At 69.6% G+C, this 13,778-nt stretch carries 12 protein-coding genes and 1 tRNA gene; 7 read left to right on the forward strand and 6 right to left on the reverse strand.

Annotated elements, in window-relative coordinates; genetic code table 11:
• Nucleotides 1–144: 144 nt before the first annotated feature.
• From OV287_RS02095 to OV287_RS02110, 4 genes are read right to left on the reverse strand one after another with little or no spacing between them, the layout of a single operon-like run.
• Nucleotides 145–585, reverse strand: coding sequence for an ExbD/TolR family protein (locus tag OV287_RS02095; RefSeq protein ID WP_267532276.1), 441 nt, complete (start codon nucleotides 583–585; stop codon nucleotides 145–147).
• A 6-nt stretch (nucleotides 586–591) separates the two neighbouring features.
• Nucleotides 592–1,011 (reverse strand): ExbD/TolR family protein, encoded by a 420-nt coding sequence (locus OV287_RS02100; RefSeq protein ID WP_267532277.1) that lies wholly within the window; start codon nucleotides 1,009–1,011, stop codon nucleotides 592–594.
• On the reverse strand, nucleotides 995–1,750 hold the full coding sequence (locus OV287_RS02105) for a MotA/TolQ/ExbB proton channel family protein (protein ID WP_267532278.1): 756 nt from the start codon (nucleotides 1,748–1,750) through the stop codon (nucleotides 995–997). Before OV287_RS02105 ends, OV287_RS02100 begins: the two co-directional genes overlap by 17 nt.
• Nucleotides 1,751–1,786: 36 nt before the next feature.
• Nucleotides 1,787–2,527: an energy transducer TonB gene (locus OV287_RS02110; protein WP_267532279.1), complete on the reverse strand. Its 741-nt coding sequence runs from the start codon at nucleotides 2,525–2,527 to the stop codon at nucleotides 1,787–1,789.
• A 302-nt stretch (nucleotides 2,528–2,829) separates the two neighbouring features.
• On the opposite strand from OV287_RS02110, the gene OV287_RS02115 reads away from it, so the two are divergent.
• Both OV287_RS02115 and OV287_RS02120 read left to right on the forward strand, forming a co-directional pair.
• On the forward strand, nucleotides 2,830–6,648 hold the full coding sequence (locus OV287_RS02115) for a serine/threonine-protein kinase (protein ID WP_267532280.1): 3,819 nt from the start codon (nucleotides 2,830–2,832) through the stop codon (nucleotides 6,646–6,648).
• Between the two features lie 100 nt (nucleotides 6,649–6,748).
• A complete protein-coding gene (locus OV287_RS02120) occupies nucleotides 6,749–7,024 on the forward strand; it encodes a hypothetical protein (protein ID WP_267532281.1) in 276 nt (91 codons plus the stop codon).
• 12 nt (nucleotides 7,025–7,036) lie between these two features.
• On the opposite strand, the gene truB is transcribed toward OV287_RS02120, so the two are convergent.
• The gene (gene truB / locus OV287_RS02125; protein ID WP_267532282.1) at nucleotides 7,037–7,936 is read right to left on the reverse strand and encodes a tRNA pseudouridine(55) synthase TruB; all 900 of its coding nucleotides are present in this window, start codon (nucleotides 7,934–7,936) and stop codon (nucleotides 7,037–7,039) included.
• Between the two features lie 66 nt (nucleotides 7,937–8,002).
• On the opposite strand from truB, the gene OV287_RS02130 reads away from it, so the two are divergent.
• The 5 genes from OV287_RS02130 to OV287_RS02150 all read left to right on the forward strand — a co-directional run bounded on the left by OV287_RS02130 (nucleotide 8,003) and on the right by OV287_RS02150 (nucleotide 12,723).
• A complete protein-coding gene (locus tag OV287_RS02130; RefSeq protein WP_267532283.1) occupies nucleotides 8,003–10,141 on the forward strand; it encodes a sensor histidine kinase in 2,139 nt (712 codons plus the stop codon).
• Between the two features lie 130 nt (nucleotides 10,142–10,271).
• Nucleotides 10,272–10,345 (forward strand) — tRNA-Gln (locus OV287_RS02135).
• Between the two features lie 28 nt (nucleotides 10,346–10,373).
• The gene (locus tag OV287_RS02140; RefSeq protein ID WP_267532284.1) at nucleotides 10,374–10,907 is read left to right on the forward strand and encodes a non-proteolytic archaemetzincin-like protein; all 534 of its coding nucleotides are present in this window, start codon (nucleotides 10,374–10,376) and stop codon (nucleotides 10,905–10,907) included.
• A 137-nt stretch (nucleotides 10,908–11,044) separates the two neighbouring features.
• Complete coding sequence (locus OV287_RS02145; RefSeq protein ID WP_267532285.1) at nucleotides 11,045–12,001, forward strand: TolB family protein; 957 nt, start codon at nucleotides 11,045–11,047, stop codon at nucleotides 11,999–12,001.
• A 143-nt stretch (nucleotides 12,002–12,144) separates the two neighbouring features.
• Nucleotides 12,145–12,723, forward strand: coding sequence for a hypothetical protein (locus OV287_RS02150; RefSeq protein WP_267532286.1), 579 nt, complete (start codon nucleotides 12,145–12,147; stop codon nucleotides 12,721–12,723).
• On the opposite strand, the gene OV287_RS02155 is transcribed toward OV287_RS02150, so the two are convergent.
• Nucleotides 12,704–13,729 carry a hypothetical protein gene (locus OV287_RS02155; protein ID WP_267532287.1) on the reverse strand — a complete coding sequence of 342 codons (1,026 nt, stop codon included), beginning with the start codon at nucleotides 13,727–13,729 and terminating at the stop codon, nucleotides 12,704–12,706. The genes OV287_RS02150 and OV287_RS02155 overlap by 20 nt on opposite strands.
• Nucleotides 13,730–13,778: the final 49 nt, after the last annotated feature.

Consider the following 13,778-nt stretch of genomic DNA (forward strand, 5'->3'; position numbering starts at 1 on the left):
CGCCGCCAGCGCGGCGCGAATGGAATGGAGACGAAGAGACAAGACGGGTGCACCTCACCGACAGGCGCGCGTAGAGAACGCGACGCCCGTGGCAACGAAATGGATGGAAGGTGAAAAGGGGGAGAACGGAATGAAGACTTCAGGTCACGGCGCCGAGGGCTCGGCGACGGCGTCGGGGACCACGGCGACGGTGAGGTTCCCGCCGCGTGCCAGGTCCATGACTTCCATGGCCGTTCCGTACGGCACGTCGTTCTCCGCGTCGAAGAACACAATCTTGTCCGGGCGCGCGTTGATCATCCGCTGCAGCCGGGCCACGAGTTGGTCTCGCGGTACATCCTCGCGGTTGATCTGCACCGCGCCCGCCTTCGTGACGGTGAGCACCACGGGAGGCAGTGCGCCCGGAGGAGGCGGAGCCACTTCGGTCTGCTCGTCCGCCTTGCCCGGCACATCCATCCACATCTGCTTGGTCATCAGCGGGGTGACGACCATGAAGATGATGAGGAGCACCAGCACCACGTCCACCAGGGGCGTCACGTTCATCGCCGGGCGGATGCCGGCCTTGCCACCACCGAGATCAAACGCCATGGCGGTTCACTCCTGGCCCTTCTTCAGGTCGACGACCTGGAGCGAGATGCCCGGGAAGCCAATCTCCTGCAGCGTCTTGAAGACACCGCGCACCTCGGCGTAGCGCACGGCGCGATCGGCCTTGAGCACCACGCGGGCCTCGGGGTCCTTCTCGTGGACGGCGCGAAGCTGCTCGGCGAACCGGTCCTTCGGCACCTCCTTCTTGTCCACGAACAAGGCGCCCTGAGCGGTGAGGCTCACCGTGGTGGGCGTGAGCGAGTTGTCCTCGCCCTTGTCCGGGTTCACCACCGCGGGGAGCTCCACCGCCGCGCCTGCCTCGAGCTGCGGGGTGACCACCATGAAGATGATGAGGAGGACGAGCACCACGTCCACCAGCGGCGTCACGTTCATCTCGGGCACGAGCCCACCGCTACGCCGGGCGGACATCGATACCCTCCTTGCGCGTGGCGCGCTCCACGTCCAGGGCCACCGCGCCCTCGCCGCGCACCGTGGGAGCCACCACGCCGTGCACGTCCTCCAGGTGGTCCATGAACTCCTTGCGCGCCAGGTCCAGCGACAGCAGCAGGGCGTCCGCGCGGGTGGTGAGGAAGTTGAACATCAGCACCGCGGGGATGGCCACCAGCAGGCCGAGCGCCGTGACGACGAGCGCCTCGGCGATACCGGCGGACACCGCACCCAGGCCACCCGAGCCCGTCTTCGCGATACCGGCGAAGGCCTCGATGATGCCCACCACCGTGCCGAGCAGACCGACGAACGGGGCCACCGAGCCCACCGACGCCAGCACGCTCATGCCGCGACGCACGTCCGCGGTGACGCGCTCGTAGATGCGCTCCAGGTCTCTCCGGGTGAGCTCCACCGCGCCCAGCTTGCCCTGCGGCGCCGCCTTCTTGGCCAGGTACGTCTTCACGCCACCGCCCAGCAGCTTCGCCAGGCTGCTCGCCTTCGCCGTCGAGGCCTCGATGACGAACTGCTCGTGCTGCTGCGACTCCAGCAGCTTGCCGGCGCGCGCCGCGAACTTCCGGTCCGCCGCCTTCGAGCGGAAGAAGTAGAGCAGTCGCTCGAAGAACACGACCATCGACGCCAGCGCGAAGGCGACCAGCGTGTAGGCGATGCACCGGGCGAAAAAGCCCATGTGGTGGTAGATCTCAATCAGATTGAAGTTCATCTGGGGGGCTCCGGCGGGAAAGACAGGCGTTGCGAGCTACTTGAGGCGGAAGGGGACCTTCACGATGCGGAAGACGGCGGTGGGCTGGCCGTCCACGAGCGCGGGCTCGTAGCGCCACGTCCTCACCGCGGCGATGGCGGCGCCCACGAAGGGCTCCTCTCCGCGCATCACCTTGATGTTGCTGACGCGGCCGTCCACCTCGACGACGAGCTTGAGGATGACCATGCCCTCCTGGCCCTTCGCGCGCATGTCGGAGGGAAACTCAGGCAGCAGGTTGGAGCTCAGCTCCTTGGGCGGTGTGGCGGCCTCGGGCAGGTTGATGGGCCTGGGGCGCAGGGTGCCACCGGCCACGCCGGGGCTGTCCACGCCCGTGACGATTGCGCCCGCCACGAGCTGGCCCGTGCCTCCCACGGCGACGGGGGCCGCGGCCACGGCGTGCTCGGCGTCGGCCTCGGGCGGCTTCTCCACCGGAATCTCCTTGGGGGCCACCATGGCCGCGGGCGCGGCGACGGTGGGCGGAGGAGGCGGCTTCGCCTTGGGCTTGGGCGGCGGGGGTGGAGGCGGCGGGGCCGGCTTCACCTCGACCACCGGGGGAGGCGGAGGCGGCGGACGGAACACCACGTCCACCTTCTTCTCCTTGATGACTTCCCTCACCTGGTTGCCCACCACCATCCCGGTGAGCACGAGCAGGCCGCACACCCCGATGGAGGCGACGCCAGAGAGCGCGAACCGGCGGGCCGACTGCACGTCCGTGGCGCTGTCGAAGGTCTCGAACATGACGTCCAGCCGTATAGCGACGTCACGTTTCAGCTACGTGCACCCCCCGCAACAGTTCATCACGCCCTGCGTCACGCCCTCCTTACGAGCCCTTCACAACCGGGTCACGAGGTGACGTTTCGCGCACGATTTGTCACGTTCACCTTCAATGTGACGAATGGGTCACGGTGGGATGGAGGGGGTTACTTCAAAAGTCATCCCAATCTGGACTGTTCCATAAGCAGGGAGACAGGCGGTCGCTTCCCTCGGGAGGCGCCTGGCTTGGAGGGGTAGACCGAACCGTGCGAGTCTCGTGACCAACCATGTCGGCCGCGGAGCTCCAGGAGTCGGAGGAGGGAAGGATCGGTCCCTACCGCCTCCTGGGGAAGTTGAGCTCGGGGGGGATGGGAGTGGTGTACCGCGCCTGTCTCGAGGAGACGGGCGAGCGGGTCGCCCTCAAGACGGTGCGGGTGCCGGAGGCCGCCATGCTGCGGGGCATCCGCCGGGAGATTCACGCGCTGCGGCGCATCCAGCACCCGGGCGTGGTGCGCGTGCTCGCCGAGGGCGTCCAGGACGGGCTGCCCTGGTACGCGATGGAGCTCATCGAGGGGCTCACCCTGCGGCGCTACGTCGACGAGCTGTGGAAGCGTGATCCGCGCACGGTGACGGACGTCGTCACCCAGGTCGTCTCCACGCCGGAGTCCCCGCGCGCTTCGCCCTCGGGAGTCTCGTTCCGCGCCTACGGCCCTCCCCCGGAGGAGCAGCGGCGGGATGCCGCCCAAACACGGCTGGGCGAGGTGCTCACCCTCACGCGCCGCCTGTGCTCCTCGCTGGCCTTCCTCCATGGCGAGGGCATCGTCCATCGAGATCTCAAGCCGGAGAACATCGTCGTCCGTGCGGACGGCACGCCGGTGCTGGTGGACTTCGGCCTGGCCTCCGCCTTCGGAGGGCCCCTGGGCCGCGAGTCGCTCGACGTCTCCGGCAGCATGGAGGGCTCCTACGTCTACATGGCCCCCGAGCAGATCAAGGGCGGGCTGGTGGATGCGAGGGCGGACCTCTATTCGCTGGGCTGCATCCTGTATGAGCTGGTGGTGGGGCAGCCGCCCTTCCCGGGCTCGGGTTGGGAGGTGCTGCGGCGGCACCTGCAGGAGCAGCCCTTCACGCTGTCGGAGTGGGTGTGCGGCGTGCCGTCGGAGCTGGACGCGCTGGTGCAGCGCATGCTGGCGAAGATGGCCCGCGAGCGCATCGGCTACGCCGCGGATGTGGGGGCCGTGCTTGCCGAGCTGGGCGCGGAGGAGCTGCCCCGGCCGCCTCCGGGGACACCGCGGCCGTACCTCTACCGGCCGGAGTTCGTAGGGCGTCAGCAACTGCTCACGGAGCTGGAGCAGCGTCTGGCGCGGGCTCGGGATGGCGGCGGAGGGTGCCTGCTCATCGGTGGCGAGAGCGGCGCGGGCAAGACGCGCGTGGTGATGGAGTGCGCGGTGTCCGCCAGTCGGACGGCCTTCCGGGTCGTCACCGGTGGCTGTCTCCCGCTCTCCGGCGGCGGCTCGGGCGAGCAGCTCTACGGCGAGCCGCTTCACGCCTTCAAGCCGCTGTTGCAGGCCATCACCGACGAGTGTCGGCAACGAGGGTTGGAGGCGACGGAGCGGTTGCTGGGCGAGCGCGGGCGGCTGCTGGCCCGCTACGAGCCCGCGCTGGCGGCGCTGCCCGGACAGGACGCCTGGCCCGAGCCTCCCCGGCTCCCACCCCAGGCCGCGCGAGAGCGCGTCATGCGCTGTCTGGCCGAGACGCTCGCCGCCTTCTGCGAGAAGGAGCCGCTGCTGCTCGTCATCGACGATCTGCAGTGGGCCGATGAGCTGTCGCTGGGGGTGCTGGACTTCTTGCAGTCCGGATTCCTCGGCGAGTCGAGCGTGCTGGTGGTGGGCACCTACCGCACCGAGGAGCTGGACGCGGCGCTGCGGCTGTTGCTGGCCTCCCCGGGGGTGATGCACCGGGCGCTGGGGCAGCTCGACGAGTCGATGGTGGCGCGGATGGTGGAGGACATGCTGGCGCTGCCTTCGGCGCCGGACTCCTTCGTGCGCTTCCTCACCACGCGCTCGGCAGGCAACCCCTTCTTCGTGGCCGAGTACCTGCGCACGGCCATCGACGAGCGGCTGCTCTTCCGGGATGTCTTCGGCCGGTGGCAGGTGGCGGCGGGGGGCAACACCCTGGAGCGGTTGCACGAGGAGCTGCCGCTGCCCGGCTCGATGCATGACCTGGTGGGCCGGCGGTTGGAGGGCCTGGGCTCGGAGGCGCGCGGCCTGCTGGAGGTGGCGGCGGTGCTGGGCCGAGAGTTGAACGCGGACGTGCTGGCCGTGGCCGCCGGGCTGGGGGACTTGCAGGAGCTGGAGGCCCTGGAGGAGCTGCGCGCGCGGCACGTGCTGGAGGACATCGGCGGCGGGCGGCTGCGCTTCGTCCACGACAAGCTGCGAGAGATTTCCTACGAGGGCATTCTCCCCGAGCGGCGTCGGAAGCTGCACCGCGCGGCGGCCATGGCCCTGGAGGAGCACCACGCGGAGGATGGGGTGCCGCCGGCGCTCTACCCGGTGCTGGCGCACCACTTCGAGCTGGCCCAGGACGACGTGTGGACGTTCGAGTACCTGGAGAAGGCGGGGACGCACGCGCTGCAAGCGGGGGCGAACCTGGAGGCCTCCGGGTACCTGCGCCGAGCGCTGGAGCTGGAAGTGCAGCGCGGGCGCGACACGGGCGTGCGGGTGGATGGGAGCCGGCGCGCGCGCTGGGAGCGGCTGCTGGCCGAGGCCATGCACGGGCTGTCGGACTTCGAGGCGTGCATCTCGCACTGCCTGCGGGCGATGGAGGAGCTAGGCCAGCCGCTGCCGGAGACGGAGGGCGGATGGGGCCGCTTCCTGCTGGCGCAGGTGGTGCGGCAGGTGCTGCACCTGGTGCTGCCGCGGCGGTGGGTGCGTGAGGAGGACCGGCAGGAACGCGCGTCGCTGGGAGCCTCGGCGCTCGCGGCGATGCGGCTGGCCGAGTGCTACTACTGGCGCTACGACCCGATGCGCATGGTGGCCACCGCGTTGCTGGCGGCGAACCTGGCCGAGCGCGCGGGCCGCGACTCGGAGGTGCTGCGGCTGTATGGGCAGCTCGGCTCCATCGCGGGTCTGGGACGGCTGAATGCGCTGGCTCGCGCCTACTTCCGCCGCGCCCGTGGCGAGGGGCAGTTGCTGGAGGACCCGAGCGCCACGGCCTTCGGGCTCATCCTCGAGTCCATGTTCCACTCGAGCTTCGCGCGCTGGACGCTGGCCGCGGACAAGTCGGGCAAGGCGCAGCAGGTGTTGCGGCGACTGGGGGACAAGGGCGAGCTGGAGCTGTCCGAGGTGCTGTTGGGGCACGTGGACTACTACATGGGCCGCTTCGAGGAGGCGCTGGCGCGCTTCGCCGGGGTGCGCGAGTCCGCTCGGAAGCGGGGCCACTTCCAGCACGAGGTGTGGAGCACGTACACCATGGCGCGCAGCCTGCTGCCGCTCGGCCGGCTGGATGAGGCGATGCCGCTGTTGCGTGAGGCGAGCGTCATGTTGAAGGGCAAGCATGATCCGCTCTCGCACCTCATCTGCGGCGGACTGCTGGGCATGGCGTACCTGCAGCGCGAGGAGTGGGAGCGGGCGCGGGACGAGGCCGACAAGGTGATGGTGCTGGCGAGGTGCTTCCAGCCCATGCTGTACACGGAGAGCCACGGCTACGAGGGCGCGGCGCGGGTGTACCTGGCGCTGTGGGAGCGGGAGCGGGTGCCCGGCAAGCCGCCCCCGCCGGTGGCCGAGGAGGCGCGGAGAGCGTGCGCGCGGCTGTCGTCCTTCGCGGTCCGTTTCCCGCTGTCGCGGGCGGTGGCGCTGCGCTGCACGGGGCGGATGCACTGGCTGCTCGGCCACAATTGGCGTGCGCGCTCGGCGTGGAGGCGCAGCGCGCGGCTGGCTCGGGAGATGGGCATGCCCTACGACGAGGCGATGGCCTGGCTCGAGCTGGGGCGCGCCGCGGCGCCGGGGAGCCCCGAGTGCGAGGAGTCCCTGCGGCAGGCGGTGGAGGGCTTCTCGCGGCTGGGCTGTGTCGGGCTGCTGCGCGAGGCCGAGGCGCTTCGGGCGCGGTAGCCTACAGGCAGGGCACACCCTCACCCCCCGCCGCATCCGTGACATCTCCTCCGCGGGAGGCAGTGACGGCGCCGGCATTCGCGTCGAGAACGCCCGCAAGGTGCAAGTCCTCGACAACCGCATCGAGGATACGGACGGCTACGGAATGATGCTCGGGCTCGGAGCCAATGGTGCGCCCAGTCAGGAGCTGGAGGTGGTGGGCAACGAGGTGCGGACGGAGAAGCTCGTGCGGTTGGGCCGGCAGAGGCCGGGGTTGCGCATGGACGGCAACCGCTACGAATCCGGGGGCCTCTTCAAGGCGGAGCCGGTGGAGACGCGGGACTTCGAGCGGTGGAAGCGGGAGACAGGGGCGGACCGGGCTTCGCGAGTGCAGTGACGGCGCGCGAACTCACAGCCCGGGCCAGAGGGGAGTGGTGGTGCTCAGGCGTCCGTCCTGCTCGCGGAGCAGCGCCACCAACCGGCCACGTTGCAGGGCTCGCACGGGGGCCTCGGGGTCCGGGAAGCCCTCGGGCAGGCGCCAGTCCGGGGGCCGCACCTCGCCGAGGGGGATGGAGCGCCCGTGCTTGAGGTCGTTCACCTCGTCGCCCGCAATGAGGCGTGAGGGGCACCAGGGCAGCACCTCTGGACCCTGCAGCCAGACGCGCGCTCCCGGGCCCGGGTCCTTCCAGGGGCCGATGGCGGTGCGGTGCAACCGGGACAAGTGGGCTCCACACCCAAGCGCTCGGCCGAGGTCCCGGGCGAGTGCTCGCACGTAGTAGCCGCCGCGACAGGTGATGCGCAGACGGCTGCGGCGGGGCAGCTCGTGGGAGAGCCAGCGCGCCTCGTGGAGGTAGACGCGCGAAGGGGGCAGCTCCACGGCCTCGCCCCGGTGGGCCTTCTTGTAGGCTGGCTCGCCTCCTATCTTCTTGGCACTGGTGGCGGGGGGCACCTGCTCCGTCCAGCCCAGGAAGGGAGCGAGCGCGGCATCCAGCGTCTCGGCGTTCAGCTCACTAGCATCTCCTTCACGGACGACCTGGCCGAGCAGGTCTCCGTTGTCTGTCTCCACGCCCCAGATGACCTCGGCCTCGTACGTCTTCGGCACGGCGTGCAGCAGGTCCATCAGGTGAGTGGCGGGGCCCGCCAGGAGCAGCAGCAGGCCCTCGGCGAAGGGGTCGAGCGTGCCGCCGTGGCAGACGGGAAGCTGCTTCCTCGTGAGGCCCGCGGCCTCCACTTCGCCCATGAAGGCCTGCACCAGGGAAAAGCTGGTGGCGCCAACTTGTTTGTGGGCCAGATAGATGCCGGGCTTCATGCGTCGGAATTCCTCGGAAGGTCATCGGCGCCAGCGGGATGTTTCGCGGGCCGCCGGAGATTGCGCATGCATACCTTTATTTCCGAGGACAACTCGATGGCTTACTTGGGGCGGGGCAAGGCGCGGGTGCTACCAGGGGAAGTGTGGTGGCGTGCCCTCCTGCTCTTCGCGGCCTTCTGCGGGCTGAAGTCGCTCAGCTATTTCTTCCTCTTCCCGGGCATGGCGGCCTCTTCGGTCTGGCTCCCCGGCGGGTTGACGCTCGCCGTCTTCCTGCGCGAGGACCCGCGCCGCTGGCCCTTGTACCTGGTCGCCGTCTTCTCCGCGGAGTCCGTCCTGGTGCACCTCCATGGCGACACCTGGAGCACGGTTCCTTTCTTTGCGCTGGCCAACTGTCTGAGGACGGTGGTGGGAGCAGGGCTGATGCGGCGCTGGCTGGACGGTCCGGTGACGTTCTCCCGGCCTCGGGAAGTGGTGGCGTTGCTCATCGCCGGAGGCCTGCTCAGCCCCCTGCTCAGTGCCACGCTGGGCATGGGGGCCGTCGCGCTCTTTGGCCCCGCTCCCCTGAGCCGCGAGGCCTTCGCACAGGGGTGGCTGGGTTGGTACCTCTCCGATGGACTCGGGGGGATACTGGTCGCGCCCCTGCTGCTCACCTGGGCGGCCCGGCGGCCCTGGACCTGGCGCTTCCGCGAGGATGTCGAGCTGCTCGGGACGATGGTGCTGCTGGCGCTCGTGGCCCATGCCGCCTTTGGCGGGCCCGCGCCCCGGGGCATCGCCCTGTCGATGCCCTACCTGTGCCTGCCCTTCGTCCTCTGGTCGACGCTGCGGCTGGGGCCTCGGGGGGCGGCCACCGCCACGATGGTGCTGGGGTCGTTCGCTGTCTGGCACACTGCGGCGGGACGAGGGCCCTTCGGCGTGATGGATGCCACGATTCCCGAGCGCGTGCTCTCGGTGCAGCTCTTCCTCGCGGTGGCAGGCCTGTCCACGCTCATCCTTGCCGCGCTGGTGTGTGACCGTCGGCGGGTGGAGCGGGAGCAGCGACTGCTGGCGGAGTCCGGTGCGGTGCTCGCCGAGTCGCTCAACCCCCAGGAGACCCTGCCGCGCGTGGCTCGGCTCCTCGCGCCCGAGCTGTTCTCCGGCTTCGTCGTGTGGTTGGCGGACGAGGACGGTCGGCTCGTCCCGGCGGCGCGAACGGGGTTGTCGAGGGAGGTGGAGGAGCGGCTGCGCGAGGCGCTGCGTTCGCTGGCCAGGCCCTCGGAGCGGCAGCTCGGTCCGGAGGGGGCCTGCGTACTGGCGCGCATCCAGCACCGAGGTCGCCTGTTGGGAGGCCTGGCGCTGGTGCAGGCCGGACACACTCACCTGGTCCGCTTGCGTTCGCTGGCCTTTGCCGAGGACCTGGCGCATCACTGCGCGCTCGCCCTGGAGAACGCGCGCCTGCTGGGGCAGTTTCAGGCCGCGGTCCACATCCGGGACGAGTTCATCACCGTCGCCGCCCACGAGCTGCGCACTCCGCTCACCGCGCTCAAGCTGCAGCTTCAGAGCCTGCAGCGTCCGCTGAGGCAGAGTCCCGACGCCGAGCCACTCCTGGCGCGCCTCCACTCGGTGTCCCGGCAGGTGTCGCGCCTGGGGCGGCTGGTGGAGAGCCTCCTGGACGTGGGGCGCCTCAACACCGGCCGGCTGCAGCTGGAGCGCGAGCCGCTGGAGCTGGGCGGGCTGGTGCAGGACGTGGTGGAGCGCTTCTCCGAGGACCTGGGACGCGCCGGCTGCGCGGTGTCCCTGTCCCTCCAGCCACACGTCACCGGTCTGTGGGACCGGAACCGGCTGGAGCAGGCCCTCTCCCACCTGTTGGGTAATGCCGTGAAGTTCGGCGCCGGCCGGCCCATCGGGATTCAGGTGGAGCAGGGGGGTGACATGGCCCGGCTCATCGTGGAGGACCAGGGCATTGGTGTCTCCCCCGAGGCGCTGGGGCGCATCTTCGGCCGCTTCGAGCGGGCGGTCCCCTCGCGGGAGTATGGCGGCCTGGGGCTCGGCCTCTTCCTCACCCGGCAGATTGTCGAGGCCCATGGCGGTACCATTCAGGTCACCAGCCAGCCGGGCGAGGGGGCTACCTTCGTCCTGGAGCTGCCCGCTTCCTCGGTGGGTTCCTACCTGTCTGGTACGTCCGCCCCGTCCTGGTCCCGGCCGGTCGCCGACCCGCACCTGACGTGAAGAGTAGGGGACACAGCGGGTGGCCGCTGGCTCCCTCCGCTGTCTTCCAGCCGACCGATGTACGGAAATGTTTCCGCCTCCCGCTGGATGGCATACAATCCCGTGACGAGCTGTAAACGTGCGATCTTGCTGGGGCGTCGTCTAATGGCAGGACGTCAGACTTTGAATCTGATTATCAAGGTTCGAATCCTTGCGCCCCAGCCACCCTTCTTCTCTCAAGGACGGTGGGCCGATGCCGCAGCCGCAGAAGGTGCTCCTCCTGGTTCCCCTGGGTAGCCCGACACCGGTGCTCCTGAGGGAGCTAGAGGGCCCCATTTCGCTGCAACTCGGCCTCTCCTCGGTGGTGAGCAAGCAGTCGTTGCCGGCCCCTGCCTACGCCTTCAACAAGGACCGGGGTCAGTACCACTGCAACGCCATCATGCGCCGGCTGGTGACGCTGCTGGAGCCGGGGCAGTCCATGGTGCTGGGCGTCACGGACGTGGACCTCTTCGTGCCGGACTCCCCCTTCGTGCTGGGCGAGGCGGACCGGGAGTCCAAGAGCGCCGTGATGAGCCTGTTCCGGTTGCGCCAGGGCGCCGACGGCGAGCAGCTCCGGCGCCGGCTGCAGGTGGAGGCCGTGCATCAGGCGGGACACCTGGTGGGGCTGTCCTACTGTGAGGACTCTCGGTGCGTGATGTTCTTCGCCCAGACGCCACAGGACTGCGATCGCAAGCAGATGTCACTGTGCAACAACTGCCGCAACGAGCTGAACAAGCTCAACCGCTAGCCTCGTCGGCCGCTTACGCGCGCCCGACTCCCACTCGTGCTTGAATGCCGCGCCCGCATGGACGTCTCCATGCGCAGCAGCCCCGGGTCTTCCCGGGGCGACGTCTTCGGGGCCGGAAGAAACAGGAGCACGAGCGTATGAAGGTGTTGCGGATTCTCGGGTTGGCGGCGGTGGTGGGGCTGTCGGGCTGTGAGGGCTTCGACTTCGACGACGGTGGTGGCGGCGGCGGTGGCGGTTCCTTCACCCGTGGCTTCGTCTTCGTGCGCAACGGCAGCAGCGGCCGCAACGTGTACGCGGTGGATGACACGGGGGATCCGAACTCTCCGCTGCAACTCACCACGCAGGGCGGGGCGTACCATCCCACGGTGTCGCGCAATGGCCGGTCGGTGGTCTTCGCGTACAGGTCGGGCAATACGTCGGAGATTCGCACGGTACCCACCACGGGCACGGGCCAGCCCTCCACGGTGTTCTCCAGCACCAGCACCGCCTGCTCGGGCTGCAGCAACTTCCGCTTCCCCACCTTCAACCCCAGCGCCAGCACCATCGTCTTCACCCTGGACCAGGGCGGCTACGCGAAGCTGGCCCGGGTGAACGCGGATGGCAGCAGCTTCCAGCTCCTCACCAATGGCAGCTCCTACGTCTACGGCGCGGCCTCCTTCTACCCGGACGGGCAGAACGTGCTCGCGGCGGGCGGTTACTCCACCAGCGATCTCAAATTCCTCGTGAAGGTGGCCGTGACGAACGGCGCCACGACGGAGATCTCCTTCAACCTGGGCAATACGGCGCAGGTGGTGGTGTCGCGCCCCGTGGTGTCGCCGGACGGCACCAAGGTGGCCTTCGATGGGCGCACCAGCAGCGGCTCGCAGATCTTCGTGGGGCAGCTCGGGCAGACGCTCACCAGTGTGACGCAGGTGACGGCGCACACGGGCGAGTTCGGCGTGGAGGACACCTGGCCGAGCTGGCGCGGCAACACCGAGCTGTCCTTCCTGTCCAACTCGGGCGGCAACGACAACGTCTACCGCATCAGCATTGCCTCCACGGGCGCGGGCACCCTCGTGGTGCCGGGCGCCCTGGAGCCCTCCTACGGCGGTTAGTCGTTCGTCGCCACTCACCGGATGCTCCTCCCGCTGTGCGCTCGTCGGGAGGAGCAGGCCCGGGCGCCATCGAGGCGGCCGATATGGTGGTGGGCGGAAGAGCGTTCTCCCCTACATCTTCCTGTGAGGGGGGAACCTCTTCCATGCGCATCAAGGCTTTGACTCTCTGTCTGGGACTGGGCGCCGGGGTGGCGCTGTCCGGCTGCGCCACCATGAAGCAGCAGCCCGTTGTCGAGCAGATGTACGAGTACACCTACGCGCGCCCGCTGGAGGAAATCTGGCCCGAGGTGCGCAGGTTCGTCGTCGAGGAAGGCTACCCACTTCAGGAGAGTCCCGGGCAGTACGTGCTGCTCTCGGACTGGGTGACCTCGTTCGGTGAGAGCCGGGTGGCCAGTGCCGGTGAGCGCATCTTCGTGCGTGGCTTGCAGCTCAACCGTGCCAACACCCAGGTGCTCATCTATCGCCAGTCCCGGATGACGGGCCTCAAGGGGCGGCCCTCCCACCGCGAGCGCAACAACGCTTCCTCCTTGATGGTCCTCACCGCGGACGAGGTCAATCCCCTCGATGGCTCGATGGGCGCCGGCTACGACATGGGTACGCCCCGAGCGCAGAACCGCGTCTTTACCCGGGACGTGGAGCTGGAGTGGAAGCTGCTGAAGCGGCTCGATCCCCAGGAGGCCCAGCGCCTCGAGGCGAGCGTGCTCAGTGGGACTTCGCCGTGAAGGACACCGCTGGCGGTGAGGCCGTCAGCGGGCCCACGTAGAAGACTCCGTCGAAGCCTTCGTGCTTGGACTCCGGCGTGAGCTCCATGAAGGCCCGAGGCCCGCGGTAGACGACCTTGTCGTTGCGGCGGGCCGCCGGAGGCACGGCGGGCACGGCGCCGCAGGAGAGCTTCTGCTCCTCGCCCAGGCTGCAGTTCCACGCCGTGCCCTTGCTGTAGCGGATGTCCAGCGAGCGCACCGGCAGCTTCGCCCTCACCAGGTGCCAGCCCATGGGCGTGAAGGTCTCGTCCCACTCGGTGCCACGCACGGTGCTCGCGTTGACGTTGCCGCCCAGCAGCACGAAGCTGCTCTTCGGTGCCGTCTCGTGCACCTCCAGCACCCGCTTCGCCATGAGCGCCGAGCGCTGGCTCCCCTGCCCAGGCGCGTCGTAGGCGAACACCGACACGTTCAGCCCCTGGCTCCGCAGCACGCGCAGGCTCTCCATCAGCGCGGCGATTGCCTCGCTGCTGCGCCCATCCTGGTGCGGCCGGCGCCAGAACGTTCCCTCTGTGAGCGAGGCGCGCGCCTCCTTGCCCCCGTTGCTTTTCAGGTAGCACCTCAGCGCCCGCTGCTCCTCTCGCGGCACCTCCAGCCCCACCACCACCGGCACTCCCGCGCTCGCCACGTGGCAGCTCACCGTTCTCACCAAGGCCGGTACCTCCCGCGTGCCGTGCAGCTCGCCCAGCACCAGCACCCCTCCCGGCGTCAGCACCTCCTCCATCCCCGCCACCGCCGCACCACACCGCTTCGCTACTTCCTCCGGCGGCTTCTTCATGGCCGCCGTGAAGGCCTCGTCCGCGATGGTGGGCTCGGGCGCCGCTGTCTCCCTCGCGTCATCGTCCTCGGGCTCCGAGGCGGGGGCGGGGAGTTCGGTCGGGGCCGGCTGTGGCGTTGGCTCCGAAGCGAGGGCGCTCGGCGCTCCCAGGATGAGACTCGCGAGGAGTTGGATGCGCAGGACGGTGCTCATGCTCATGGCTCGATGAACGAAGGCCCGGGGACCCTCATATCGGGTCTCC

The organism is Archangium lansingense, assembly GCF_026626635.1.
Classification (GTDB): domain Bacteria; phylum Myxococcota; class Myxococcia; order Myxococcales; family Myxococcaceae; genus Archangium; species Archangium lansingense.